We start from the raw sequence: 26,482 nt of genomic DNA, 5'->3' as shown, positions 1-26,482 counted from the left end.
TTCAAATCTCAAGGATTAATAAAATAGAGCTATTCAACATTTACAAAATAAAATATATTGAATGCAATATACACAAAAGGTAAATGAAAGTTACCAGAATGTAAACAGGGTAATTAAGAATCAGAGCTAAATGATGACAACTGATTAAAAAAGATATCTTTAAAGCAGCTAATAACAAGCTCTATAAAGTGCAAGTGAGGCGAGTAAAAGTAAAGTTTGAGGGTTAGGCTAATATTGAAGATAATAATTACCATCAATATTAGTTAACATTTTTAAATACCTGGTCTGTTAATTGATAAAAATCTCTTGCGTGCTTATTCTTTCATTAATAATAAATGACTCTTCTTATCATATGACTCGATTAGATACAGGTGTTGCTCATCATCGCTCAAAGCAACTTCGAAGTAATTAGCTTTGCTATAGATAAGTTCTTCAATTGTTTTTTTATCAAAATTATAATAAGAGACTATACTTTTCACTGCATCACTCTTGTCGATAAAGTAGACCCCATGATTAAATACAACAAAGTCATTTACATCATTTTTATTGGCACTAAGGACTCTTGAGATGATTTTAGTATGACTTTTTGTGATTGGGTTGTAGTGGTAAATATCATTATTATCAGCCCTACTGTAAAAGAAATCCCCCGTAGGAGATTGTGCAATACTGTCTGCATTTGGTATCGCAGTAACTATGTTTAATGGGTACCCTGAGTCTCCCATTTTCATGACTCTAGAATTGCCATATATTGACTCAATAAAATGAAACTCATTACCTGAAACAGAAAACCTACCTGTATATAAATTTTCTCCATCAGGGCAAAGAGGGGTAGCCTTGCCCGTTTTTATATTTATAAGCTGGCATGTGTGGTTTATCGATAGCACCGCTTTATTTGTGCCTTTTTTCCAATTAATACTAAGTGGTGAATAATATTTCGATCGCTCTTTAAACTTTGCTAGTTGATTTATATTACCTTTATCATATTGCCATAATTGCACTTTATTACTGGGGGTAACAGCAGCAAAGACTAGCCTACCACTGCCCACTTCTGCAATGCCGTGGAGGGACATTTTATTTCTAACAAGAACTTTACCTACCCCATCACCACCTTTTAATGGGTTAGCATATTTAACTATTTGCCTTGCAAACGACTCATTTCTCCCCTCTTGCTGCATGACTATATACGGCTTTCCTATTATTTTAGTTGGCCAGTAGCCTAAATATGCTCTCTCTGTAATTTTGATTACTTGCTGAGTCGCAATATCATAGTTTGACAAATACCCTTCAGCATCTACAAAAAAAAGTGATTTACTATTATCACTAAAACTAAACCCTGCTCTCTCTTCATAAAGAGAAATAGGGGTCGGTATAAATTCTCTATCCATAATATTGAAAAGATTAATTGTATAACTTTGCATATTATCAGCGCGCATTACAGCCAGCCACTGCTTATCTGGTGATATAGAGGCAAACAAATCACCTTGAGACGCTAATTCAGGGGAGCTTATTTGTTCTAACTTAGCCTGAAAGATATCATATAAATAAAGCTTTAAAGGCGCTGTAGCTACTTCACTCATATTGAAGAAGAACTGCTCATCATTGAGCCAATGTATTGAAGGTGAGATATTATGAATAGGTAGAGTTATATGTAATTTAGCATTAGTTGCTCTTAGCTCTTTTGAGTCAAAATTGGCTAAATAAATGCCAGCAAATTTACTATTATACCGAACAAATGCAACCCTAGTTTTATCAGGAGATACACTAGCAAAGTTATCGTTATTGAATGAGCTACTAAAAACTTTGCTTACACTCTCTAAATCGTCTGTATAGCTTGCATAAAGCTGCCAGGCATTATGCTGGGCTGAATGATGTGAAAAGAATAAAACCTGGCCATCATCGCTTAAAGAAAGACTTTGGACTCTCCCATCATTATGTGTCATTGAGGTAACTAAGCTATATTTATTAGGCTTAGCCATATATAGATAAAAAGTAAGAGCAATAATTAAGACAAGTATTACACTTAAATATATATAGCGATAATGATACTGACTCTTAATCTCAGAAATTCTTTTTGTAATGGCTCCTATAACATTAAAGAGTTCATTACTTAGGCTATTAGCTTCAATATTCCTGCTTTGAAATATTGAAGCATTCAATCTGTACCCACTACCACTTGTACCTGTTACCGTATGAATATATTTATTATTTGGTTCTACTTGAGCCAGTGCTCGACGTAAACTATAAATGTGATTATTAATTGTATGATCACTTACTGTAGCACTCCCCCAAATATGATTTCTCAAATCATCTCTTGTTACAAGCTGTCCGGTTCGACTCGCGAGGTGACATAAAATCCTCATCGCCATAGATTGAATATCTATCGATTCCCCATCGCGACTCAACTTATCTACCGTTGGATTAACTGTAAGCTTTTCTAGTTGGAAAGCTTTATTAAAGTCGGTCATTACATATCATTAAACTAATCACAAAACATGATATACAATATACACAAAACGTTATTTTGACTAGTATATTCAACTCATATCTGCTACTTATTTGAGTATTGGAGATTACCAAATATGCATTTATATAAAATACACTAGATAAAGCACTTCAAAGTCTAACTGGACTTTAAACTCGCTAACTAAAACCCACAAAAAAGCCGCTGTATTTTTCAATACAGCGGCTTTTAAAATCATAATTCTAAATTAATAGATTATGACTTAGGTGCACGACCCGCACGTTTACGTTCGTTTTCAGTAAGGTGGCGCTTACGGATACGAATGTTTAGTGGAGTAACTTCAACTAGCTCGTCATCATCGATGAACTCAAGCGCTTGCTCAAGTGAGTAGTTAAGGTGTGGAGAAAGCGTTTGCGCTTCATCAGTACCAGATGCACGTACGTTAGTTAACTGCTTGCCTTTAAGGGCGTTAACTGTAAGGTCGTTATCACGGTTATGAATACCGATAACCATACCTTCGTATACTTCAACACCGTGACCGATGAATAAACGGCCGCGTTCTTGTAAGTTGAATAATGCGTTAGTAAGTGCTTTACCCGTTGCGTTAGCAATCATTACGCCGTTCTTACGAACACCGATGTCGCCACCTTTGTGAGGACCGTAATGATCGAACGTATGGTACATAAGACCAGAACCCGAAGTAAGCGTCATGAAATCAGTTTGGAAACCAATTAAACCACGGCTAGGGATCATGAAATCTAAACGCATACGGCCTTTGCCATCTGGAGTCATGTTAGTAAGTTCACCTTTACGTAGGCCAACTTGTTCCATAACAGAACCCTGATGCTCGTCTTGACAGTCAATTGTAACTGTTTCAAACGGTTCTTCTAGAACGCCATCTACAGTACGTAAGATAACTTCTGGACGAGAAACTGAAAGCTCGTAACCTTCACGACGCATGTTCTCGATTAAGATACCTAGGTGTAATTCACCACGACCAGAAACACGGAAGCTATCTGGGCTAGCAGTATCTTCAACGCGAAGTGCTACGTTGTGTACTAATTCTTTGTCTAAACGTTCACGGATGTTACGTGACGTTACAAACTTACCTTCTTTACCACAGAAAGGTGAGTTATTTACAGAGAATGTCATTGTTACAGTTGGCTCATCAACACTTAGTGGTGGTAATGCTTCAACGTTTCCTGGGAAACAAACTGTGTCAGAAATCTTAAGCTCACCAATACCTGTTACAGTTACGATGTTACCAGCGTAAGCTCTATCAGTTTCGATACGCTCAAGACCTAAGTAGCTTTGTACTGCACCAATTTTACCGTTACGTGTAGTGCCATCAGCACTGATAATAGTAACTTGTTGGTTAGGAGCAACAGAACCACGTTTAATACGACCAATACCAACTACACCAACATAAGAGTTGTAATCTAGTTGAGAAATTTGCATTTGGAAGTCACCTTCAGGATCTGCATCCGGTGGTGATACTTCTTCAACGATCATCTTAAACATAGGTTCCATGTTTTCAGATGGCTCGTCTAAATCTAATGTTGCCCAGCCGTTGATAGCTGAAGCGTAGATTACTTTAAAGTCTAACTGTTCGTCAGTTGCGCCAAGATTGTCGAATAAATCAAAGATTTGATCCATAACCCAATCAGGACGTGAACCTGGCTTATCAATTTTATTGATAACTACGATTGGCTTTAAGCCTTGCGCGAATGCCTTTTGCGTAACGAAACGCGTTTGTGGCATTGGACCTTCTTGAGCATCAACAAGTAATAATACTGAGTCAGCCATCGAAAGTACGCGTTCAACTTCACCACCGAAATCGGCGTGTCCCGGAGTATCTACGATATTGATATGGTAGTCGTTCCAAGAGATGGCTGTGTTTTTAGCCAAAATGGTAATACCACGTTCTTTCTCAATGTCGTTTGAGTCCATCACGCGCTCTTCGTTACCGCCGCGTGTTTCTAATGTACCTGATTGCTCAAGTAGTTTGTCAACCAGAGTTGTTTTACCGTGGTCAACGTGCGCGATAATCGCTATATTTCTTAACTTTTCGATGCTCATATATTTACTCAGAGAAATTAAATTCTCAATGATCCTGCAAGATCTACGCACTCATCCACGCTTTCGCGAGATGTCCCAGCATAGGATTTAAAAGGGCGCATATTATCCCTCATTAATGACATGGATGAAAGTTTATCCAATATATATTTTAAAACTTTCTCAATACTTTTACTAAGTATCTGTTTTTTATATGACAATTATATGAATTAAATTTTAATTATTTTTCAAAAAAACCTCTTTTTGACTATTTTTCCGATCTTTTTGTTACTCTTTTGCATTTAGGTTATGCTAATTTCAGCTGATTAAATTAACAACAAATTACGCTCTGTAAATTTTGCACCGAAATGGAATATTTACGCACCAATATGGTGCGTTTGTATATTCCATTTTGATGCAATGATATTTTTTTAATTTATAAACAGCCAGTTACAATAATGGCACAAAATCAGCTTAGTAAATACCAAAGCAATTATGCAGCAATAACAAAACCCAATAGTTGGAGGACACATGTCACAATCGGTTTTAGATTTTATTAAAGAAAATGACGTCAAGTTCATTGATTTACGCTTTACTGACACTAAGGGTAAAGAACAACATGTATCGATTCCTCATCACCAAGTTGATGAAGACTTTTTTGAAGACGGTAAAATGTTCGACGGTTCTTCAATTGCAGGCTGGAAAGGCATAAACGAATCAGACATGGTATTAATGCCAGTGCCTGAGTCAATCAAACTAGACCCTTTCACAGAAGAAGCGACATTAATTTTACGTTGTGACGTAGTAGAGCCTTCTACACTACAAGGTTATGAGCGCGACCCGCGTTCTGTTGCTAAGCGTGCTGAAGACTACATGCGCTCTACAGGTATTGCAGATACAGTTTTATTTGGCCCAGAGCCAGAATTTTTCGTATTTGACGACGTTAAATACAAATCAGACATGTCTGGTTCTATGTACAAAATTGATTCTAAGCAAGCTGCTTGGAACTCAGATAAAGAATATGCAGATGGCAACACAGGTCACCGTCCAGGTGTTAAAGGCGGTTACTTCCCAGTTGCTCCAGTTGATGACTTCCAAGATTGGCGTTCAGCTACGTGTCTAGTTCTAGAAGAAATGGGCCAAGTAGTAGAAGCACATCACCACGAAGTAGCAACAGCAGGTCAAAACGAAATTGCTACTCGCTTTAATACAATGGTATTAAAAGCGGATGAAATCCAAGAAATGAAATATGTTATCCACAACATGGCTCACTTATACGGTAAAACGGCAACGTTTATGCCTAAGCCAGTTGTTGGTGATAACGGTTCTGGTATGCATTGTCACCAGTCTTTAGCTAAAGATGGTGTTAACCTTTTTGCTGGTGATAAGTACGGCGGTCTTTCTGAAGACGCACTTTACTACATTGGCGGCATTATTAAGCATGCTAAAGCAATTAACGCGTTTGCAAATGCCTCTACTAACTCGTACAAACGTTTAGTACCAGGTTTTGAAGCACCAGTTATGCTTGCATACTCTGCACGTAACCGTTCTGCATCAATCCGTATCCCAGTGGTTCCATCTGAAAAAGGTCGTCGTATTGAAGTACGCTTCCCGGATCCAACTGCTAACCCATACCTTGCTTTCTCAGCAATGCTTATGGCTGGCCTTGATGGTATCAAAAACAAGATCCACCCTGGCGATGCAATGGATAAAGATTTATACGACTTACCAGCTGAAGAAGCAGCAGAGATTCCAACTGTTGCAGCATCACTTGACGAAGCACTATCTGCACTTAGCGCAGACCGTGAATTCTTAACTCAAGGTGGTGTATTCACTGACGACTTAATCGAAGCTTACATCTCACTTAAGTCTCAAGAAGTTGAAAAGCTTAACATGACAACTCACCCAGTTGAGTTTGAAATGTACTACAGCTGTTAATTTAGCTGTTTAAAATATGTGTGTTCTCAAGCCCGCTTTGCGGGCTTTTTTAATGGTAAAATTAAACAAACTCCACTAAAGTTAAGTTACCGATAAAAATGCAGGGCTGCAGAGTGAATAACAAGATTTTATTACTATTAATTACTTTAGTATTAAGTAATTATGGTTACGCAGGTGAAACAAAAATATACGCTTGGAAAGATAAAAATGGCGTATTAGTGTTCTCAGACACCCCTCATAAAGGGGCTAAAGAGGTAAAACTCACCAGCCAAGATCTTAATATGCCTGCAACAAATACTGACATTTTTGACGAGCAACCCCAGCCTCAACAAGCGGCCTTTAGTATTGCCATTTCCTCACCTGATCATAACCAGACTATTCGTGAAAATACCGGCAGTGTTTATGTTACTAGCCTAATAAAACCACGCTTTGAAACTGGTTTTACTATACAACTTTTTATTGATGGTAAAGCACATGGCACCGCCAGTGACAGCTCAACCTTTGCAATAAGAGATGTAGAACGTGGTCAGCACACACTACAATTAAAGCTTTTTAATAGTAAAAACCAAGTTATTGCTACAAGTGAGCCCTGCATATTTTTTATGCACCGAAAAGGGCTAAACCTAGGTAATTAAATTGGGGCATTACTAAACGTGCAGCAGTGTATTTAATCATATAACTTGCTTGTAAATATCCACGCACTAAAATGGTGCAGCTATGATTAATAATAAAAACTTTAGCCCTGAGCTACTCGATGCCATTTGGCAAAATCAAACAACCGCTATCATGTTGCTTGATAAAAACTTCACCGTTGTCTATGCCAATACCAGTACCAGTGAACTGCTTGGTCTTGGTAACAAGCGCCTATTAGATCAGCCTTTTGATAGCCTTTTTAACTACCATTCAATCGATTTACAACGTATAGAGCAGTACTCATTGATTGAAGGCGTAGATTGCCAGCAACATAGAGCTGATGTGGTTTTTAGCGATTCTCGCCATGCAAAAGTAGCCGTAAGTACACGACAAATTAAGTTTAATGGCTCGCTTTATATTTTATTTGAGTGGCGCCAAACTGATGATGAAATTAAGCACGACCAAGCGTCTAATCAAATGCATCAATACCAAGCTGCTCGAAACCTAATTAGAGGTTTAGCACACGAAATTAAAAATCCTTTAGGTGGAATACGCGGAGCGGCGCAGTTATTGCAGTATGAGGTTGATCAACAAGAAAGAGATCAATGTGCTGAGCTCATCATTGAGCAAGCCGACCGATTACGCGAATTAGTAGATAGGCTTTTAGGGCCTAATCAACTTCCGCAAAAATCGTATGGCAACATACATCAATCACTTGAATCAGTTGCAAGACTAAGTACGTTAGATAATTGCTCTAACATTAACTTGGTTAAAGATTACGACCCAAGTATTCCTGATGTATACATTGATCAAGGTAAAATTCAGCAAGTAGTATTAAACATTGTTCGAAATGCCCAACAGGCGCTTGTGGATGGCGGTGAAATAACAATAAAAACCCGCATAAATCATCAGCATCGTCGCCCGGGTAAAGCACCTAAAAAAGCCTTGTTGATCCAAATATCTGATAACGGACCAGGTATTGATCCCAGTGTACGCGAAACACTGTTCTACCCGATGATCACCAATAAAGAAGGTGGCTCTGGGTTAGGACTCTCAATAGCGCAAACACTGATAGATCAACATGATGGCTATATAGAATGTGATAGCTGGCCTGGACATACTGAATTTAATATCTATCTGCCCTTTGCAGATTAATGTTTGGAGTTTGCATGAAAACAGTTTGGCTTGTAGATGATGATGCTTCTATTCGATTTGTACTTGAAAAAGCACTAACCCGTGCAGGGTTTAACGCAGAAAGCTTTTCTAACGCGCAAGATGTATTAAGCGCATTAAAGTTTAGCCAACCTACTGTTTTAGTTTCGGACGTACGAATGCCTGGTATGGATGGTATGGCGTTGCTTGAACTTATTGCAGAGCAAAACCCTGGATTGCCCGTTATTATAATGACCGCGCATTCAGATTTAGACTCTGCCGTTAATGCATTTCAAAAAGGTGCTTTTGAATACCTCGCTAAGCCGTTTGATTTAAACGAAGCGGTAGCACTAGTCGAAAGCGCATGCAGAGCAAATTCCACTAAAAAAACTAAGCGTAAGCAAGCTCCACCAAAAAGTGCGCATATAATTGGTGAAGCACCCGCCATGCAAGAAGTATTTAGAGCGATAGGTAAGCTATCGGCCTCTAGCATGAGCGTATTAATAAATGGTGAATCTGGAACAGGTAAAGAACTAGTTGCCAGTGCCCTGCACAACCATAGTCCACGTAAAGAAAACCAATTTATTGCACTTAACATGGCGGCTATTCCAAAAGAGCTTGTTGAGTCAGAGCTGTTTGGTCACGAAAAAGGCGCATTTACGGGTGCCGACAGCGTACGCAAAGGCCGTTTTGAGCAAGCCAATGGCGGCACACTATTTTTAGATGAAATTGGTGATATGCCACTTGATGTGCAAACACGTTTATTGCGCGTACTTGCCGATGGTGAGTTTTATCGCGTTGGTGGTCATCAAAGTATAAAAGTAGATGTGCGTATTATTGCGGCTACGCATCAAAACCTTGAAGATTTAGTTAAGCAGGGCAAATTTAGGGATGATTTATTTCATCGTCTCAATGTAGTACGCCTTCGCTTACCTGCACTTCGAGAACGCACTGAAGATATAGAAAGCTTGTCGCAACACTTTTTACATAAAAGCGCTAAAGAGCTGCAGGTAGAAAGCAAAGTACTGAGCCCTAAAGCGACTGAGCAGTTACGTTTATTTAATTGGCCAGGCAATGTACGTCAATTAGAAAACACCTGTCGCTGGCTTACTGTAATGGCACCGGGTGAGCTTGTGAGCGAGCAAGACTTACCGCCTGAAATCCTTGATGCCACACCAACTCAAGAAGAAGGTGATTGGTTAGATGCGTTTCAGCAATGGCTTAATCAGGAACTTAAACAAGGCAAAGAAAATATTTGGCCTGACATTCAAGCTCAGCTAGAAACCCGCTTAATTAAAACCGCACTGGCTAATTGCTCTGGTCATAAGCAAGATGCCGCTATAAAAATTGGTTGGGGACGCAACACGTTGACCCGAAAATTAAAAGAGCGCAATATTAGCTGATTAAACGCTTTTAACACATTTGGTTATTGATGAAGCTAATCGAACATATTCCATTATTCAAACAAATGGAAATTATAAACAGGCTGCACTTTTTTAAAGAATTTACGCTCAGCGAGCGCCAAGTCTTATTAGAGTCGTTCGGCCTGTTATATTTAGTAAGCCAGCATCAATTTTTATTTAAGCAATACGATAACGACAAACGTTTGTACATTGTACTTAGCGGCGCGTTGTTAGTATTTAAGCACAACCATTTGCTTGAGCTTGGAACGATAGTACCTGGTGAATTTATAGGTGAAGGCGCTTTTATAAATAACCGAGAGCGTAGCACTAGCGCACGCGCTAAAACCGACAGTATAGTCCTTGCCATTACCCCTGAAGCACTCACCCGTTTACCTAACGTTATCCGTGAAAAAATTAAAGACCGAATTATAGAAGGTATGAGTCTGCGTATTGCAAAACTTAGCGAGCATATAGAAACCCACGGTTAACTCTATCACTCAGTCCATATAAACAATTTGTAATGAGCAATCAAGCCAGCTGGGGTTATTAACATGAGCTGTAAACCTGTAAGTATCGGATGGTTTGGCGCCAAAAGGCGTATTTACAAGTGGTTGCGAGTGACTGTATGTTTGCGAATAATTTTTGTAATAAATGACAACGTAACCGTATAAAAACTCCCAACCTAATCTTACAACAGCGCCACTGGGTAAGGTAAAGTCAGCATATTTATCTGTAAATGTGACGAGTAAATCATTGTACTTGTCTTCGCTGCATTGAGTTGTTCGTAACTTTTTAGGTATAACAAAGGTTGTACCCGCCACTGCATTTTTTAGATAAAAGCCTATATTGCCATCACCATAAAAATGATTTGAACGCGTTGTATAGCTAACTTGTGGCTCGTAACCTAGCCCCTGCATAATAGTAGCTAATTGCTCAGTCTCTTTTGGGTAAATTTTGTCACTTGATAAGAGTAATGTAGCCTCACCAAACCCTGATGGGATTGCCAGCGGTACATATTCATAAGGGAGCGATTGTGCTTTTAGCGCAGCATCGAGCTGATCGCGCTGTTCATCTTGCAAGTTTTCACTAAATACATGCACGGTAGGTTGTTGGCACGCAGCTAATAGTAATGCCAACACATATATTAAAATTCCATTTTTCATAGTTACCCTCTTTTGATTACAATCGTAGTCTATTAAAGGTAACTATTTATAGCAATTTAATTTGTTTGGCTATTTAACCACGCATCAACACTTTTACGAGTGTATAAAACTTCTTTAAATAAACGATGACGTTGAAATTCAAGTACCGATTTTTTTTTCATATCGCCACTCACTAAGCGGCTATGGTGATCGTTAAATTTTGAAATCACAGAAAAACCACGTTCAGCATTTTCCTTTTGCTCTTTTACTTGATTAGTAAGATGTGACCTAACATCATCTGCGGTCAACATATCTGAATTATCTAAGCCCATTAGCTCTTTTTTCATTGCTAATCTTACGCCCATTTTCTACTCCGTTTATATGTATTCATTACACATTGATTAATCCGCCAGAGTTTTAGCAATTAGCGAGCCATACGTAAAAAAGATTGCAACGAAGCTTAACTTTTAATTGCTTCAGTTTTTTTAAAGACAGATAAAATACCTAAAAACTTTCATAACTAATTATGTATTACCGCTAGCTAAAGTTACTTGCTTTGGTGCAAAAGTCGCTGTAAGCCTTTATACTAAAGCCTATGCGTTACCCCACCGAGAGCAAATATGAACGAAGAATATATAGAAATAGAGTTAGAAGAAGAGCCGATTGAGCTTTGTAAATTATTAAAAGTATTAAACTTAGTTGAAGGTGGCGGCCAAGCTAAAAACCTAATTACTGAAGGCTATGTGGGTGTTAACCATGAAATTTGTACAATAAAGCGGAAAAAATTATACAGTGGCGATGTACTAGAATTCGATGGTGAGTTTTTTCAACTTGCGTTAAGTGAAGATGCAGTTCCTGCAGAAAAACCTGCGGCACACACTCAAACAGAGTCAAAGCAAGCTGCACCACAACCAACAAATCAGCCAGCTAAAGCTAAGCGCAAGCGAACTAAAAAGCCAAAGGTAGATGATAAAACAGGTCGTCGTCCTATTTCGTTTGGTTAAGTATTTAAAAACCCTCTTTTTATATAAAAAGGTCAACTTGTATAGTTGGCCTTTTTGCTCTTTAATTCCCTTGTAAATAACAATAAAAACAGGGGAATAACATGTCTACACCCAATTGGTTAAAACTGCTTGCTTGGGCTGCACTTATTTGGAACTTACTTGGCGTTATTGCATTTGCTATGCACATGATGATGACACCCGAAATGATAGGTAAACTTCCGCTAGATCAACAAGCTGCCTACTCTAACGTTCCTATTTGGTCAACTGTTGCATTTGCTATAGCTGTATTTGGAAGCACTTTGGGTTGTATTTTTTTACTTGCCAAAAACGCGCTGGCAACGCCCACTTTTGCGCTATCGCTCGGCGCTATTTTAATTCAGCAATATTATAATTTTGTGGTCATAAACAGTATTGAGCTGCTTGGCGCAAGTGCTGTATTTATGCCTATTTTTGTAATCCTTATTGCCATTGCTCTACTTTATTTAAGTATTAAAGGTAAGCAGCAGGGCTGGTTACGGTAATTAATAAGGGTCGAAATAAATTTTGACCCTTCATCCCTCATTTAAATCATCTCTTGAAATTAAATTTTTCAGCATTATCTCTACTATAATAACTGTATAAAATTCGTTCTCTAAATACGGCTTTTTACATTGGTATGCACTTTGCAACTCAAGCACTACAGAGGTCACTCTTCAAAATATTTTTATAATTCATAAAGGGGCAAATAATGAATAATAGTTTCGATACCCAACATCAGCTCACAATAAATGGTGAGCAATATCATATTCATTCTCTAAAAGGACTTGGCGACAAAGCGAAACGATTGCCCTTCTCCTTAAAAGTATTACTTGAAAACCTTCTTCGTAACGAAGACGGCGCAAATATTAAAGAACAAGACATTCAAGCCCTCCTTAATTGGGACCCTCAAGCAAAACCTGCATCTGAAGTTGCCTTTACCCCCGCTCGCGTAGTTATGCAAGACTTTACCGGCGTACCCGCTATTGTTGATTTAGCCGCGATGCGTGACGCAATGGAAAAGCTAGGTGGTGATCCTGCAAAAATAAACCCGTTATCGCCTGCTGAGCTTGTTATTGACCATTCGGTACAAGTAGATGGTTACGGCAATGATGGTGCATTTGATTTAAATGCAAAACTTGAATATGACCGAAACAAAGAACGTTACGAATTTTTACGTTGGGGACAAACCGCTTTTGATAATTTAAAAGTAGTGCCACCAGCAACCGGCATTGTTCACCAAGTAAATTTAGAATACCTAGCACGCGTTGTTTTTAATGAAGACCGCGATGGCAAAAAATACGCTTACCCAGATACGCTTGTAGGTACCGACTCTCATACAACCATGATCAATGGCTTAGGTGTGCTTGGTTGGGGCGTAGGCGGCATTGAAGCCGAAGCAGCTATGCTGGGTCAGCCAATTAGTTTATTGATTCCACAAGTAGTCGGTATGAAGCTAAGCGGCAGATTACCTGAAGGTACTACCGCAACCGATTTAGTGTTAACAGTTACCGAAATACTGCGTAACCACGGCGTAGTGGGTAAATTTGTAGAGTTTTATGGTGACGGCCTTGCTGACCTACCACTTGCCGATAGAGCAACCATTGCTAATATGGCACCAGAGTACGGTGCTACATGTGGTATTTTCCCGATTGATGATGAAACCATTAACTACCTTCGCTTAACAAACCGCGACGAAAAACACCTAAAAGTAATTGAAGATTATGCTAAGCATCAAGGCTTATGGCGTAACGATGGTGACGAAGCTAGCTACACAGATACACTTGAACTTAAATTAGATGATGTTGTACCGAGCCTTGCAGGGCCTAAACGTCCACAAGATAGAATTGCCCTAAACGAAGCTGGCAAAGTTATTGGCGATCATTTAAAAGGCTTCCAAGACGAACGTATGGCTCGTCGCGATAAAAGCGATGAAGAACAAGCTCGTATTGAAAGTGAAGGCCCAGCAACAAACCCAGACGAACCAGTTGACGAAGCGCAGTTTATGGGTGCCGCTAAGGTTAAATTTAAAGGCCAAGAGTTTGAACTAAACGATGGCGCTTGTGTTATTGCTGCGATTACCAGCTGTACTAATACTTCTAACCCAAGTGTTATTTTAGCCGCAGGCTTAGTCGCTAAAAAAGCAAAACAGTTAGGCATTAATGTAAAACCTTGGGTTAAAACATCACTTGCGCCAGGCTCTAAGGTAGTTACCGACTACCTGGAAAAAGCAGGCCTAATGGATGACCTAGAAAGCTTAGGCTTTAACCTTGTTGGCTACGGTTGTACAACTTGTATTGGTAACTCAGGCCCACTTCCAACTGAAATATCAGATGCCATTCAAAAGCACAAATTAGTGGTTAGTTCTATTTTATCGGGTAACCGTAACTTTGAAGGACGCATTCATCAAGATGTTAAAATGAACTTTTTAGCCTCTCCTCCGCTTGTTGTAGCTTATGCCATTGCAGGTAGAACCGATATTGACGTATACAACGAACCCCTTGCTCAAGATGCTAACGGTAACGATATTTACCTTAAAAACATTTGGCCAAGCGTTAAAGAAGTAAGTGACCTAGTTAAAGAAACAGTAACTAAAGAAATGTTTGAAAAAAGCTACGCTAACGTTTACGAAGGCGATAGCCGTTGGCAGCAAATTAAAATACCAGATGGCAAACTTTACGATTGGAACGATGCTTCTACCTACATTAAAAAAGCACCATTTTTTGATGGTATGAAAGTAGAACCACCGGGCATCCCTACTATTGAAGGTGCACGTTGTTTAGCTAAGCTTGGGGATTCAGTAACCACTGACCATATTTCTCCAGCGGGTGCTATTAAAGCAGAAGCGCCAGCAGGTTTATACTTGCAAGAGAAAGGTGTAGAAAAATCGCAGTTTAACTCGTATGGCTCACGCCGTGGTAATCACGAAGTAATGATGCGCGGAACGTTTGCCAATGTTCGCCTTAAAAACTTACTTGCCCCAGGTACTGAAGGCGGCGTAACACGTACGCAACCAGAAAACGATTTAGCAAGCATTTACGATGCTGCTATGGAGTATCAAAAAAATAATACTCCACTCATTATTTTAGCGGGTAAAGAGTACGGTACAGGTTCATCTCGTGATTGGGCGGCTAAAGGCTCACTATTACTTGGTGTAAAAGCCGTTGTAGCACAAAGCTATGAGCGTATTCACCGTTCTAACTTAATTGGCATGGGTGTATTACCGCTGCAATTTAAAGAAGGTGAAAGCTACGAGTCACACGGGTTAACAGGGCAAGAACAATTTGATATTGATGGCCTGTACGATAAAACCGATGAAGTAACCGTCATTGCAACCAATGCCGAAGGTAAAAAAGTAACCTTGAGTGCTGATGTACGTATTGATACCCCTAAAGAGTGGGATTACTACAAACACGGCGGCATTTTACAATATGTACTGCGTAATATGCTTGATTAATACGCGCTGTAATTAGTGTATTTAAAAGCCCAGCTAATAAGCTGGGCTTTTTTATGTGAGCTGTTTGTTGTTTCAAATCAATGCCGAATATTTAAAGCCTGCCTACACTAGGGTTACTCTTAATGAGGTGACTATGTCGCAAATAATGATTATTCGACTGCTTAAAACATCAATAGTGTTTGGATTATGCCTTATTGTGACTGGCCATACTTTAATTGTGTCGAGCTACTTCACTATAGATCATGGTATTAAAGGAATAATTATAGCGGCAGCATGTATTGCTATAGGGGTGCTATTATCACTTCCCACTAAAATATATTTAACCATACTGCTAATGGAAGCCGAAAAACGTTATTTAAAAAACCATAAAAGCCCTAACTCAGAATAGCTAAAGTGCACTTAAATTATTAATTTCTTTATTACGTTTTTCTAGTTTGTCTTTTACATTTTCGGCGTCATTAAATAGCTTTTTAACAGACTCAGGATTCAAAATACTGATCCCCTCTGGTGCAGCCGACATTGTATTTGTACTTGGAGAGGTATTTAAAATAGACGTGTCTTCTGCGGCAATAACAGTAATATCTTTAGGATCGAGTTTTACTTCAATACTTTTTGCATGCGGGTTAGGTGTATCAGAAAAGTGCCATTGACCGGTTTCGTCTTGCCACTTAAAAATTTTACTACTTGATGTAGTACTTGCAGGCATTGGTTCATCAGAAATACTACTCGCAATTTTATCGCCTGCTTGCTTAACACCCTGCACAGCTTGATCTAGAGTATTGCTTGAAAGCGCGACCATTTTTTCTTTAATTTGCTGAGATTCATTACTAATAGATGATGCAGAAAGCCATGTTTGACCATCGGGCTTTTTTAAATAAAACAAAGAGATGACTGCAATAGCCATGATTGATATAGCTAAATAGGTAAAGTATTTCATAGCGTTCCTGCTTTAATTAATCCTTTATTTCCTTGAGTTTAATAAAAAATACTTAATTAGGCAATTTTTGTACCCTAATTAAAGAAAATAAAAACGCAGCCTAAGCTGCGTTGTTATTATTGATTTAACTACACCGTAGTAACGTTAAATACCGTCACCATCCATGTGTAGTCCGCATTCTCGGTTTAAACCAAAAAAGCGAGTTTCTTCTTCTGTCATTCCTGGTTCTAACTTACGCGTTGTATGCACGTCGCCCATCGACACATAACCTTGCTCCCATAATGGGTGATAAGGTAAATCGTGCTTAGTAAGATACTGATACACGTCGCGGTTAGACCATTCAATAATTGGGTACACTTTAACCGTGCCACGGCTAATTTCTACAAACTGTTTATCAGCACGCGATGATGATTGATCGCGGCGCAGGCCACTAAACCAAGTACCGGCTTCAATCTCTTTTAGCGCGCGGGTCATCGGCTCTACTTTATTAAGCTGATTATATTGCTTAATGCCATCCTCGCCTTGCTCCCATAGCTTACCAAATTTGGCTTCTTGCCATGCTGGGCTCAACTGCGCTTTATACACTTTTAAGTTAAGCGATAAACGCTCACTCATTTGTTCAATAAACTGATACGTTTCAGGAAATAAATAACCTGTGTCGGTTAATACAACAGGAATATCTGGGCGTTGTGAGGTCATTAAATGCAGCATCACTGCTGCTTGAATACCAAAGCTAGATGATAAAAATGCCGTATTAGGCAAGTTATCAAGCGCCCATGCAACGCGCTGCTCAGCGCTCATACCCTCTAGTAAACCATTAGCATCAGCTAACATTGCCGTTTGGCTTTGTTTATCTAGCTGTAAAATATTTTTAAATTCACTCATGGAAAATTCCAAGCCTCACCAGCGCTAAGCGCTGGTATTAAATTATGCGTGAAAATCGGTTACTGATACTTTTACTTCAGCAACAATGCCTTTGCGTATAACAAAGTCACCAAAACACTCACCGTCGTTACGCTCTTTAGCCCATTGCCCAATTAGCTTATCGAATGCTTCTAGGTAAACATCTTCGCCTACGTTCTCAAGGTACAATTTAGGAATACGCGTGCCTTCTAAATTACCACCTAAGTAAACGTTGTATTTACCTGGGCCTTTACCTACTAAGCCTGCTTCTGCAAGCATTGCGCGGCCACAGCCGTTCGGGCAACCCACAACGCGCATAATAATGCTGTCATCTGGTATACCGTGCTTAGCAAGCAGTGCCTCAGTTTTTTCAACTAAGCTTGGTAAGTAACGCTCTGCCTCAGCCATTGCAAGTGGACACGTTGGCAGTGAAACACACGCCATAGAATTTTTACGCTGCTGTGAGTCATTGTCATCAATTAAGCCATGGCTACGAGCAATTTCTTCAATCACTGCTTTTTGATCGGCAGGTACACCGGCAATAATTAAGTTTTGGTTTGCCGTCATACGCATATCACCCTGGTGAACTTCAGCGATTTTACGACAACCTGTTTTAAGCGGCTTATTTGGGTAGTCTAAAATACGACCACTTTGAATAAATAACGTTAAGTGGTGCTTACCATCAATACCTTCAACCCAACCAATGCGATCGCCACGATGAGTAAACTCAAACGGACGACTTGGTGCAAACGTAACACCTGAGCGTTTTTCTACTTCAGCTTTAAATACATCAACGCCTACACGGTCTAGTGTGTATTTTGTTTTAGCATTTTTACGGTTTGAACGATTACCCCAATCGCGCTGCACAGATACAACATGCTCTGCAATTTTTAAAGTATCTTCTAGTGTGATAAAGCCAAAGTCATCAGCCTTACGCGGATACGTTGCTGTATCGCCGTGGGTCATGGCTAGGCCACCACCTACTAATACGTTAAAACCTACAAGCTTTCCGTTATCAGCAATTGCCACAAAGTTTAAATCGTTAGCGTGAACATCAACTTCGTTGTTAGGTGGAATAGTCACCGTTGTTTTAAATTTACGCGGTAAGTAATTAGACCCTAAAATTGGTTCTTCTGTGGTTTCTGCTTTTTCGCCATTTAACCAAATTTCGGCATACGCTTTCGTTTTTGGTAATAAATGCTCAGAAATTTTTGCAGCCCAGTCGTATGCTTCTTGATGTAGCTCAGATTCAACGGGGTTAGTAGTACAAAGCACATTACGGTTAACGTCACCCGCTGTAGCAATAGAGTCTATACCTACGCTATCAAGCATTTGGTGCATGCCTTTAATATTTGGCTTTAATACACCATGAAACTGAAACGTTTGACGCGTTGTTAAACGAATGCTGCCGTAGCTTGTTTTGTCATCTGCAAACTTGTCGATTGCTAACCACTGCTCTGGCTTAATAATACCGCCCGGCATACGTGCACGTAACATTACATTATGTAGCGGCTCTAGCTTTTGCTTAGCACGCTCACCACGTATATCGCGGTCATCTTGTTGGTACATGCCATGAAAACGTATTAACTGAAAGTTATCGGCAGTAAAACCACCGGTAATTTCGTCTTTTAAATCTTGCTCTATGGTGCCACGTAAAAAGTTACTTTCTCTTTTCAAACGTTCGTTATCAGAAAGTTTTACGTTTTTATCTTGTTCGCTCATTTTAAATCCTAAATTTGTTACAGTGACGGCTGTTAGCTGTTAAATAAAATAAGAAACGTGATTAATACACGTCTTTCTGATAGCGGTTTGCGCTACGTAAATCTTTTAAGTATTGCTCTGCGTCTTCGTTACTCTTACCTGTGTTTTCTTTAACGATATCAAGCAAGGCGTTGTGCACATCTTTTGCCATGCGATTTGCATCGCCACAAATATAAAAGTGAGCGCCCGCTTCTAACCATTCAAACACGGCTTTACTGTTACTGCGTAACTTGTCTTGTACGTATACTTTTTCGGCTTGGTCGCGGCTAAATGCTACATCTACTTTGTTAAGTAAACCCGATTTTAAATAACCCTGTATTTCTACTTGGTATAAAAAGTCTTGGGTAAAATGTGGGTTACCAAAAAACAACCAGTTTTTGCCTTGTGCCTCACGCGAGTCACGCTCTTGTAAAAATGCACGGAACGGCGCAATACCTGTACCAGGGCCTACCATGATCACAGGTGTATCATCGTTTGTTGGTAAGCGGAAATTATCGTTATGTTCACTAAATACTTTAACTTTACAGCCTTCTTCAGCACGGCGAGTTAAGTAACCAGTACAGCCACCTAAATGCTCGCTATCAAATGCATCAAACTGCACTAGACCTAGTGTTAAATGTACTTCGTCTTCAACCTCGGCTTGGCTAGATGCAATTGAATATAAACGCGCTTGTAATTTACGTAGGCAATCTACTAATGTTTGCGCATCAAGCTTTGCTGGGTTTTGGCGAATTACATCATATATTTGACGAGGTTCAATATACGCACGCATTGCGGCTTTATCTTCTACAAGCTTTAATAATTCAGGCGTACCTGTTGCTGTTGCATATTTTTCTACAAAACCAGGGTATGACTGAGTCAGCTCTAGTTTTTCAATAAGTGCATCACGTACACTTAGCTCTTCATCACCTACTTTTACAATGCTTGTTGCATCTATTTGAGTAAGTGTAAGTACTTCATCAACTAATACATCGTCATTTAAAAAGTAAACACCTAATGAGTCACCTGGTGTGTAAGTAATGTCAGAACCTTCAAGCGAAATTTCAACATGGCGTACATCTTTAGTTGAGTCGCGACCGGTAATTTTTTGAACCGTTAATAGCTCTGCTTCAAATGGGTTTTGTTTTGTATATTGGCTTGAAGCTGTTGTTGGTGCACCAAATGGCATTGATACAACTTGGCCACCGGCTGCATCTTGTTGCGCTTTTAAATCAGGTTCAAATGCATCAATTGCGCCCGCAATCCATGTTGCAGCTTCTTCTTCATAATCTACATCTAAATCAGCACGTTGATATATAGTTTGCGCACCTAGTTTATTTAAACGCTCTTCAAAATCTTTCGCTGTTTGGCAGAAAAACTCATAGCTAGAATCACCTAAACCAATAACGGCTATTTTTACATCGTCTAGTTTTGGTGCTTTCTTAGTTGCCAAAAACTCGTGAAGTGTTTCTGCGTCTTCTGGTGGCTCACCTTCGCCGTAAGTAGATACAACGATAGTTAAAAACTTTTCTTTTTTCAGGGCGGTTGGTTTGTAATCTGACATGCTAACAAGCTTAACGGCTAAGCCGCGCGACTCAGCCTGCTCTTTCATTTTGCTTGCTACGCCTTTTGCGTTACCTGTTTGCGAACCATATAAAATAGTTAGCGCTGCTGCATCTCCTGCGGCCGGTACGCCAGCAGTATGAGCACCTAATGCAGCTGAGTTAGCATTTGCAGCTAAGTAACCGCTTACCCATGCTTGTTGAATTGGATTAAGCTCAGCTACTAAACCTTGCAGCTTTTGTACTTGATCTTGCGATAGCGGGCTTGCCGCAGCATTTAGTTGACCTAACAACATGAATCGATTCCCCATAACCCTGAAAATTAAACACAACACACTTTGTGTATTGTTAAAAATGAGTTTTACCTCATCCAGAGCGTGTCTGTTGAGGTTTTCTAAGTTTGTAGGATAACGGGCTCAGCATAGATAAAAAAAGAATAGAATCTGCTTTGATATTCCATTTAGTTATTAATTTATAAAAACACCTTCAAAAACAGTTTAAAGAGCAATTATTGCTTTTTACTGCATTTTAAATTAACAATTTTGTAACTAAACTAATGTAGGGTATATTTCACTTTCAAAATTAAAATAGGAACAACCATGTTACACGGGAAATATAAAAATAGACTACTTAGTACCGCATTGTTGCTGGGATCATTACCTGTAATGGCCAATGTAACTAATGGCGGCTTTGAGCAATGGTCAGGTAATACACCTAGTTCTTGGAGCACTATTGATAGCGGAATCAGCTTAACGCGCTCAACCAGCACAGTTAAAAGTGGTAGCAGCTCTGCCGCTGTAAATGTAAATACAGGATCGCAAAGTAACACCGATTTATTACAACAAGTTACTGTAGAAGTAGGTAAAACCTATAACTTTTCGGCTGATGTTTACCACACCGAAGGAAAAATTAAAGCGCGCTTGTATGTAGATGGTTACCAAGGCTATTCAAATCAGGCACAAACTAATCAATGGCAAACTATTAGCCATAGTTACACAGCAAGCAGTAATAAAACGATTAATGTCGGCCTGCGCTTTTACGATGTAAGTGGATTTGATGGCAGCGAAACCGTATACGTAGATAACTTTTTACCTAATACCGATGGTGGTTCATCTACAAGCTGTACTGACAATAACCTTACCTTAACGCTTAATACCGATAACTACGGTAGCGAAACTAGCTGGACCGTTAATAATAACCAAGGTAGTGCAATTGCCAATGGCAGTGGTTACGCATCAAACACTCAGTATGATGAACAAATATGCCTAACTGATGGTGTTTACACACTTGTTATTAACGACAGCTACGGCGATGGCATGTGTTGTTCAACAGGTAGTGGCAGTTATGCGCTTAAACAAGGCTCTACCACACTTGCTAGCGGTGCAAGTTTTAATAATACAGACAGCACGGCATTTACTTTAGGTGGTGGCTCTGGTGATGGCGGCGGGACCAACCCAACACCCACTGGCTACTATGTTACTGCTCAAGGGTTATCGGGTTATGCACTAAAAACTGAGCTTTATAATATTATTAAAGATCATAATGCACAGGGTTACTCGGCTATTTGGAATTTTTACGACTCATCAGCACGTGATAAATACTTTGAAAACGATAACAGCATTTTAGATATGTATAGCGAAAAACCAAACGGTTCCGACAGCTACAATTATGCTGCTGTGAGCGATCAATGTGGTAACTATAGTGGAGAAGGCGGCTGTTACAACCGTGAGCATTCATTCCCTAAAAGCTGGTTTGGCGGCACTATTGAGCCAATGAACTCAGATGTGCATCATATTTACGCAACCGACGGTTATGTAAACTCAAAACGCAGTAATTTCCCATTTGGTGAAGTAGCAAGCGCTTCATTTACATCAACTAACGGAAGTAAATTAGGTTCTGCCGCAAGTTCGTTAAATTACTCAGGTACTGTGTTTGAGCCAATTGACGAATTTAAAGGTGACTTTGCTCGCGCTTATTTTTACATGGCAACGCGCTACGAAAATGTAATTGGTTCTTGGCAAACTAAAACAACTTCAAGTAATGCGGTACTTAATGGCTCAAGCAATAAAGTCTTTGAAAGCTGGGTTGTAGCCATGCTATTAAATTGGCATAACAGTGACCCTGTAAGCCAAATGGAACTTGACCGTAACCAAGCGGCGTTTGAGTTTCAAGGTAATCGTAACCCGTATATCGACCACCCTGAATTTGTAGAAATGATTTGGTAAAAGTTAGCAGCTAAAACATAAGCCTTTGCAATTGCAAAGGCTTTTAACTTTTAGTGTGTAATATTTTTATAGTCACAATGATTTAAGCTAATTGTAGGAAACAGCTGCGGTAGTCGATTTTTCAGCTCTGTTTTTCATCAGCGTTAACAGTGAGTGATGAAAATCTTGAAATATCACCTCACCCCATATTCGCGAATAAACACCAAAATTTGTATTATCTTGCACGGTCGTTTTTAATGTTAAAATCGTATTGCCGCTTTTACCTTCACTTAGCTGATAACCTCCATAAAGTGGAGAAAAGTATTCACCGCCAAGCTTTACGTGCTTATCAAGTGCATCATCCGGTATTAAATCTGGGTTTATTTCAAACTTATAAAGCATTTTTTTGTTTGGCTGCCAGTCGGTTATTACTTCTTTAAACACAACGCCTTTTTGCCAAGTACTTGTGCGAACAGCGCCTATACCGCTAGCATTCATACTTGCCTTTAATGGCTTTGGTACACCAATTAATTGAGTGAGTGAAAAAGGCACTTCCTGTGGTTTTATATCACTCACATTTGCTAACTGCTGCCACACAACATTGATGGGTGCATTAATTGTTATAGAGTTTGTTACTTCGTATATTTTTGATGAATGTAAAAAATTAACTTCAATAGGTGAGAGCAATATAGGCAACAAGGCAATTGATAATAAGGAGCTATTCGCTTTTTTTATTTTGCGCTTTCTAACAAAGCCCGCAAGTAATCCACCAATGCTGGAAAAAAACATAAAAGCAGGCAAAGCCATTGCCACACAAATACTACCTTCCAGTAACGTAATAACACTTACAAGTAAAAAAACAAAAATTGGCTGCCAAGCAATCGTGATCATTTGCCTTTTAGTTAATGTTTTTGATTCGTTATACTCAAAGTGAATACGAATATAACCAATAGCAACAGGCACTAAAAACATAAATGATATAGAGACAAGATCACCTAAATTATAAGCATTGACTAGCTCTACAAATAGCCGCATAAATATGCCGTAAAGCGTACCAAGTAAAATACCAATTGATTTAGGGGAGTTGAGTTGCATCTCTATTCTTTATTATTGTTATTAACAACCCGAAAGTAACAGAAGTATTATTTCACCACAAATAAAACGAAATTAACGGCTGCTGTAAAAAAATAGCTTGAAATATAACGGCTTTAACAACCACTAAGACTAAAGGATAATAACCTGCCATTAACACGATACTATTCTGCAAACAGTCCTTCACCCCTTTAAAATAAAACGCAAACACTTGATTTTTAGTGGTTTTCAACCTATATCTGTAATTTTATAATTTTTAACGTAAAGCTGTTTTTCAGATTAACTGTATTAAAAACAACCATGCACGACCTTTTGCCTATACATCCCAGCCTAAAAGCTGATTTACCCTGCATATTCAATATTCATTTGCTTTAACAAAAGCCGTATTTATTTGACTAAGCAACAATGTTGCAGGAGAACGCATGCAAACTACACCGCCCGGTGATGCACCATCAAACACGCACAAGGACGCTCAAAGCTACGAGCAGCTTCATAAACCGAGTTCAGAGTTTAATACTCGCGACGAGTATCTCGAACATGAATTACAAATTATGCAGCCTAAACGTTGGCGTCCTAATTTACCGTTTAGAGATTACCGATTTGAATTTGAAGACACCATTCCAGCAATGGCCGGCACTATTGGTAAAGTGGTTATGGTGGGCGCTATTGCAGCAACATTTGCGGCACCTCTTGGTTTAGGCGATGCGTTTGTTTTAGAAAATGTGCGTTACGAATTACTCATTGTTTCTATTTTTATCATCTTATTTTCGGGCTTTATTTTACCCACGGCTAACTTAGCCGGTACTCACGGCCCGCTTATTCCATTAATTCCTATTGTAGTTGCTGCGGGCGGTCACCCTATGGCGTTTGGCTTACTCATTGGTGCCTTTGGTTTTATTTTAGCCATAACCAAGGGAGGAAGTATGCTCGCGCGCCTAACCAGTAAAGGTGTGTGTGGCGGACTACTCATTTATTTGGGCTTTATTGGCACTATTTCGCAAGTTAAAAAGCTGTTTGCTTGGGCTGAAGCCATTGATATGGCACACATTGCATTTATTGTTATTTTAGCCACCATTTTATTGTATGCACTTTTAGAGCACTTTAAAAAGCGTTGGTTAGCGGTGCCGTTAAGCTGTCTTATTGGTGGCGTGGTTGCCTTTGCTTTAGGTGCCCCATTTGAATTTCATACTGCACCGGGTTTACCAAATATGAATCCTGGGTACTGGTGGGGCGAAAATACAGGTTGGATGCTTGGCCTACCAACACTTGAAAGCTTTGTTGTTGTACTCCCTTTCGCTGTACTTGCTGTCGCCATGTGGTCGCCAGACTTTTTAGGCCATCAAGTATTTCAAAAAATAAGCTATCCACAACGCACCGAAAAAGTGCAAATGAATATCGACGATACCATGCTAAGCGCATCGGTTAGACAAACGTTTGGCTCACTTGCCGGCGGTGCTAACTTTGCGTCCTCTTGGGGGACTTATATTGTGCCTGCCGCTATTGCTAAGCGCCCTATTCCTGCTGGCGCTATTTTAACTGCATTATTTTGTATTATTGCTGGTTTATGGGGTTACCCTATGGATTTAGCAATTTGGCAGCCTGTATTGTGTGTAGCACTTATTGTGGGCGTGTTTATCCCACTACTTGAAGCTGGCATGGAAATGACACGCGAAGGTAAAACAACGCAATCAGCCGCTATTGTGGTATTTGCTTCAACCTTGGTTAATCCGGCCTTTGGCTGGTCACTTACTATGCTACTTGATAACTTAGGGCTAATTGGCTGTAAAGAGCGCAGCGCTGAGTTAACTAAAATGAGCCGCTGGGTGATTCCACTTATTATGTTTGTGCTACTTACCACTGTAATGGCAATTGTAGGCATGTTACCTGGCATACCTGCGTTAATGGCTGAATTTAGGCATTAATCTTTAGCTACCATATCTAATATTTACCCACAAAAAAGCACGGCAATTGCCGTGCTTTTTTGATATTTATTTAACTCGCTTCGATTAGAAGAATGTCAATCACCAACACCCCACCATTCTGGTATAGGGTTTGGTTGAACATTAAAAAGTTCAGATAACTTTTTCACAATATCAAAAGATTTTTTACCATCGATGTGCTTTTCAAGACCTTTTGCTACAGTGCCGAATAGCGGATCAAGAACAACATCTACACCATGAGTACGAGCTAACTTTGCAGCCGGAACGAAGTCAGCATCAGAAGCTATTAGAACCATAGTATCTACAAACTGGCTAAGAGTAAGAGTGGTTATATCTATACCTATACGCGTATCTACGCCTTTTTGTTGAAAATCAGGATGGAAATCCTCGGGCGTGAGTTCGTCAATACGCTTATCCCCTTTTAGCAAACTTTTTTGAGCGTATTCGTTGAGAATCCAACGCTTAGTAGCAGCAAGCTCACCCATTCGCAAAGCAACTTTTCTCGTTTTCGATAGTTGCTGGTGAAGGTCTAGCTGTCGAATAGTTCTAGGATCTGTCTTAAAGTTCTTCGTTCTTGCCCCTCCTTTCTCTCCCGGTCGTACAACCGGTTCGCGTAACTGCTCAGTAAAAGGAGGTGCGTCGTAGTAATAAATACGATAGAGAATATCTTTTTTCAAATGGACTTGATGTTGGTCTATGATGTGCAACATTATGGAAACCATATGTTCAGGTAAGACTTTCTGAGCCCCAAAGTATTTCCGGCTAAAGAACTCTACCCGCCTTACAAAGAACCCTCCGTCTACAAAAACTGCAATTTTATTATCCATTTATATGCTCACAAAAA

General features: G+C 39.5%; 21 protein-coding genes. 11 read left to right on the top strand and 10 right to left on the bottom strand.

The annotated features are described in order from the left end of the window. Nucleotides 1–314 precede the first annotated feature (314 nt). Both PX700_RS09635 and typA read right to left on the bottom strand, forming a co-directional pair. Entirely contained in the window at nucleotides 315–2,465 is a 2,151-nt protein-coding gene (locus tag PX700_RS09635; protein ID WP_479520596.1) for a winged helix-turn-helix domain-containing protein, read from the bottom strand. 251 nt (nucleotides 2,466–2,716) lie between these two features. Further along, nucleotides 2,717–4,540, bottom strand: a complete 1,824-nt coding sequence (gene typA / locus PX700_RS09630; protein WP_024596972.1) for a translational GTPase TypA — start codon at nucleotides 4,538–4,540, stop codon at nucleotides 2,717–2,719. A 507-nt stretch (nucleotides 4,541–5,047) separates the two neighbouring features. Between typA and glnA the strand changes: the two genes are divergently transcribed. From glnA to PX700_RS09605, 5 genes are all read left to right on the top strand, one after another. After that, a complete protein-coding gene (glnA, locus tag PX700_RS09625; RefSeq protein WP_166421828.1) occupies nucleotides 5,048–6,454 on the top strand; it encodes a glutamate--ammonia ligase in 1,407 nt (468 codons plus the stop codon). A gap of 113 nt (nucleotides 6,455–6,567) precedes the next feature. After that, nucleotides 6,568–7,089: a DUF4124 domain-containing protein gene (locus PX700_RS09620; protein ID WP_479520595.1), complete on the top strand. Its 522-nt coding sequence runs from the start codon at nucleotides 6,568–6,570 to the stop codon at nucleotides 7,087–7,089. Nucleotides 7,090–7,171: 82 nt separating this feature from the next. Continuing rightward, nucleotides 7,172–8,242: a nitrogen regulation protein NR(II) gene (glnL, locus tag PX700_RS09615; RefSeq protein ID WP_415637920.1), complete on the top strand. Its 1,071-nt coding sequence runs from the start codon at nucleotides 7,172–7,174 to the stop codon at nucleotides 8,240–8,242. A 14-nt stretch (nucleotides 8,243–8,256) separates the two neighbouring features. Beyond that, the gene (ntrC, locus tag PX700_RS09610) at nucleotides 8,257–9,642 is read left to right on the top strand and encodes a nitrogen regulation protein NR(I) (protein ID WP_165739232.1); all 1,386 of its coding nucleotides are present in this window, start codon (nucleotides 8,257–8,259) and stop codon (nucleotides 9,640–9,642) included. A gap of 29 nt (nucleotides 9,643–9,671) precedes the next feature. Further along, nucleotides 9,672–10,130: a cyclic nucleotide-binding domain-containing protein gene (locus tag PX700_RS09605; RefSeq protein WP_166421825.1), complete on the top strand. Its 459-nt coding sequence runs from the start codon at nucleotides 9,672–9,674 to the stop codon at nucleotides 10,128–10,130. A gap of 9 nt (nucleotides 10,131–10,139) precedes the next feature. Here the strand turns inward: PX700_RS09605 and PX700_RS09600 are convergent, their stop codons facing one another. Together PX700_RS09600 and PX700_RS09595 are read right to left on the bottom strand one after the other, a co-directional pair. Beyond that, a complete protein-coding gene (locus PX700_RS09600; RefSeq protein ID WP_415637919.1) occupies nucleotides 10,140–10,805 on the bottom strand; it encodes a hypothetical protein in 666 nt (221 codons plus the stop codon). Between the two features lie 56 nt (nucleotides 10,806–10,861). Beyond that, nucleotides 10,862–11,149, bottom strand: coding sequence for a hypothetical protein (locus tag PX700_RS09595; RefSeq protein ID WP_165739228.1), 288 nt, complete (start codon nucleotides 11,147–11,149; stop codon nucleotides 10,862–10,864). Nucleotides 11,150–11,404: 255 nt separating this feature from the next. On the opposite strand from PX700_RS09595, the gene PX700_RS09590 reads away from it, so the two are divergent. From PX700_RS09590 to PX700_RS09575, 4 genes are all read left to right on the top strand, one after another. Beyond that, a complete protein-coding gene (locus PX700_RS09590) occupies nucleotides 11,405–11,788 on the top strand; it encodes an RNA-binding S4 domain-containing protein (protein WP_415637918.1) in 384 nt (127 codons plus the stop codon). 101 nt (nucleotides 11,789–11,889) lie between these two features. Beyond that, on the top strand, nucleotides 11,890–12,309 hold the full coding sequence (locus tag PX700_RS09585) for a hypothetical protein (RefSeq protein WP_479520594.1): 420 nt from the start codon (nucleotides 11,890–11,892) through the stop codon (nucleotides 12,307–12,309). Between the two features lie 206 nt (nucleotides 12,310–12,515). After that, on the top strand, nucleotides 12,516–15,260 hold the full coding sequence (gene acnA, locus PX700_RS09580; protein WP_479520593.1) for an aconitate hydratase AcnA: 2,745 nt from the start codon (nucleotides 12,516–12,518) through the stop codon (nucleotides 15,258–15,260). A gap of 133 nt (nucleotides 15,261–15,393) precedes the next feature. Next, nucleotides 15,394–15,648 carry a hypothetical protein gene (locus PX700_RS09575; RefSeq protein WP_479520592.1) on the top strand — a complete coding sequence of 85 codons (255 nt, stop codon included), beginning with the start codon at nucleotides 15,394–15,396 and terminating at the stop codon, nucleotides 15,646–15,648. On the opposite strand, the gene PX700_RS09570 is transcribed toward PX700_RS09575, so the two are convergent. The 4 genes from PX700_RS09570 to PX700_RS09555 all read right to left on the bottom strand — a co-directional run bounded on the left by PX700_RS09570 (nucleotide 15,649) and on the right by PX700_RS09555 (nucleotide 20,698). Continuing rightward, entirely contained in the window at nucleotides 15,649–16,197 is a 549-nt protein-coding gene (locus tag PX700_RS09570; protein ID WP_479520591.1) for a DUF4124 domain-containing protein, read from the bottom strand. A 144-nt stretch (nucleotides 16,198–16,341) separates the two neighbouring features. Then, nucleotides 16,342–17,082, bottom strand: coding sequence for a phosphoadenylyl-sulfate reductase (locus PX700_RS09565; protein ID WP_479520590.1), 741 nt, complete (start codon nucleotides 17,080–17,082; stop codon nucleotides 16,342–16,344). A gap of 42 nt (nucleotides 17,083–17,124) precedes the next feature. Continuing rightward, nucleotides 17,125–18,822 (bottom strand): assimilatory sulfite reductase (NADPH) hemoprotein subunit, encoded by a 1,698-nt coding sequence (cysI, locus tag PX700_RS09560; protein ID WP_479520589.1) that lies wholly within the window; start codon nucleotides 18,820–18,822, stop codon nucleotides 17,125–17,127. 61 nt (nucleotides 18,823–18,883) lie between these two features. After that, nucleotides 18,884–20,698, bottom strand: a complete 1,815-nt coding sequence (locus PX700_RS09555) for an assimilatory sulfite reductase (NADPH) flavoprotein subunit (RefSeq protein WP_479520588.1) — start codon at nucleotides 20,696–20,698, stop codon at nucleotides 18,884–18,886. 303 nt (nucleotides 20,699–21,001) lie between these two features. On the opposite strand from PX700_RS09555, the gene PX700_RS09550 reads away from it, so the two are divergent. Next, nucleotides 21,002–22,627: an endonuclease gene (locus PX700_RS09550; protein WP_479520587.1), complete on the top strand. Its 1,626-nt coding sequence runs from the start codon at nucleotides 21,002–21,004 to the stop codon at nucleotides 22,625–22,627. 87 nt (nucleotides 22,628–22,714) lie between these two features. On the opposite strand, the gene PX700_RS09545 is transcribed toward PX700_RS09550, so the two are convergent. Then, a complete protein-coding gene (locus PX700_RS09545; protein ID WP_479520586.1) occupies nucleotides 22,715–23,701 on the bottom strand; it encodes an SRPBCC family protein in 987 nt (328 codons plus the stop codon). A 419-nt stretch (nucleotides 23,702–24,120) separates the two neighbouring features. Between PX700_RS09545 and PX700_RS09540 the strand changes: the two genes are divergently transcribed. Further along, nucleotides 24,121–25,620 (top strand): DUF3360 family protein, encoded by a 1,500-nt coding sequence (locus PX700_RS09540; RefSeq protein WP_479520585.1) that lies wholly within the window; start codon nucleotides 24,121–24,123, stop codon nucleotides 25,618–25,620. A gap of 95 nt (nucleotides 25,621–25,715) precedes the next feature. Here the strand turns inward: PX700_RS09540 and PX700_RS09535 are convergent, their stop codons facing one another. Continuing rightward, on the bottom strand, nucleotides 25,716–26,465 hold the full coding sequence (locus PX700_RS09535) for an NYN domain-containing protein (RefSeq protein ID WP_479520584.1): 750 nt from the start codon (nucleotides 26,463–26,465) through the stop codon (nucleotides 25,716–25,718). Nucleotides 26,466–26,482: the final 17 nt, after the last annotated feature.

This window comes from Pseudoalteromonas sp. TP27 (genome assembly GCF_056470645.1).
This window is presented reverse-complemented; position numbering and strand designations above follow the sequence as displayed.

Excerpts from the sequence above, each read along its gene's own strand:
- cysI (WP_479520589.1), bottom strand. The coding sequence starts at position 18,822 with ATGAGCGAACAAGATAAAAACGTAAAACTTTCTGATAACGAACGTTTG.
- PX700_RS09635 (WP_479520596.1), bottom strand. The coding sequence starts at position 2,465 with ATGACCGACTTTAATAAAGCTTTCCAACTAGAAAAGCTTACAGTTAAT.
- ntrC (WP_165739232.1), top strand. The coding sequence starts at position 8,257 with ATGAAAACAGTTTGGCTTGTAGATGATGATGCTTCTATTCGATTTGTA.
- glnL (WP_415637920.1), top strand. The coding sequence starts at position 7,172 with ATGATTAATAATAAAAACTTTAGCCCTGAGCTACTCGATGCCATTTGG.
- PX700_RS09585 (WP_479520594.1), top strand. The coding sequence starts at position 11,890 with ATGTCTACACCCAATTGGTTAAAACTGCTTGCTTGGGCTGCACTTATT.
- PX700_RS09565 (WP_479520590.1), bottom strand. The coding sequence starts at position 17,082 with ATGAGTGAATTTAAAAATATTTTACAGCTAGATAAACAAAGCCAAACG.
- PX700_RS09545 (WP_479520586.1), bottom strand. The coding sequence starts at position 23,701 with ATGCAACTCAACTCCCCTAAATCAATTGGTATTTTACTTGGTACGCTT.
- PX700_RS09550 (WP_479520587.1), top strand. The coding sequence starts at position 21,002 with ATGTTACACGGGAAATATAAAAATAGACTACTTAGTACCGCATTGTTG.
- PX700_RS09595 (WP_165739228.1), bottom strand. The coding sequence starts at position 11,149 with ATGGGCGTAAGATTAGCAATGAAAAAAGAGCTAATGGGCTTAGATAAT.
- typA (WP_024596972.1), bottom strand. The coding sequence starts at position 4,540 with ATGAGCATCGAAAAGTTAAGAAATATAGCGATTATCGCGCACGTTGAC.
- PX700_RS09535 (WP_479520584.1), bottom strand. The coding sequence starts at position 26,465 with ATGGATAATAAAATTGCAGTTTTTGTAGACGGAGGGTTCTTTGTAAGG.
- PX700_RS09600 (WP_415637919.1), bottom strand. The coding sequence starts at position 10,805 with ATGAAAAATGGAATTTTAATATATGTGTTGGCATTACTATTAGCTGCG.
- PX700_RS09605 (WP_166421825.1), top strand. The coding sequence starts at position 9,672 with ATGAAGCTAATCGAACATATTCCATTATTCAAACAAATGGAAATTATA.
- PX700_RS09575 (WP_479520592.1), top strand. The coding sequence starts at position 15,394 with ATGTCGCAAATAATGATTATTCGACTGCTTAAAACATCAATAGTGTTT.
- PX700_RS09555 (WP_479520588.1), bottom strand. The coding sequence starts at position 20,698 with ATGTTGTTAGGTCAACTAAATGCTGCGGCAAGCCCGCTATCGCAAGAT.
- glnA (WP_166421828.1), top strand. The coding sequence starts at position 5,048 with ATGTCACAATCGGTTTTAGATTTTATTAAAGAAAATGACGTCAAGTTC.
- PX700_RS09570 (WP_479520591.1), bottom strand. The coding sequence starts at position 16,197 with ATGAAATACTTTACCTATTTAGCTATATCAATCATGGCTATTGCAGTC.
- PX700_RS09540 (WP_479520585.1), top strand. The coding sequence starts at position 24,121 with ATGCAAACTACACCGCCCGGTGATGCACCATCAAACACGCACAAGGAC.
- acnA (WP_479520593.1), top strand. The coding sequence starts at position 12,516 with ATGAATAATAGTTTCGATACCCAACATCAGCTCACAATAAATGGTGAG.
- PX700_RS09590 (WP_415637918.1), top strand. The coding sequence starts at position 11,405 with ATGAACGAAGAATATATAGAAATAGAGTTAGAAGAAGAGCCGATTGAG.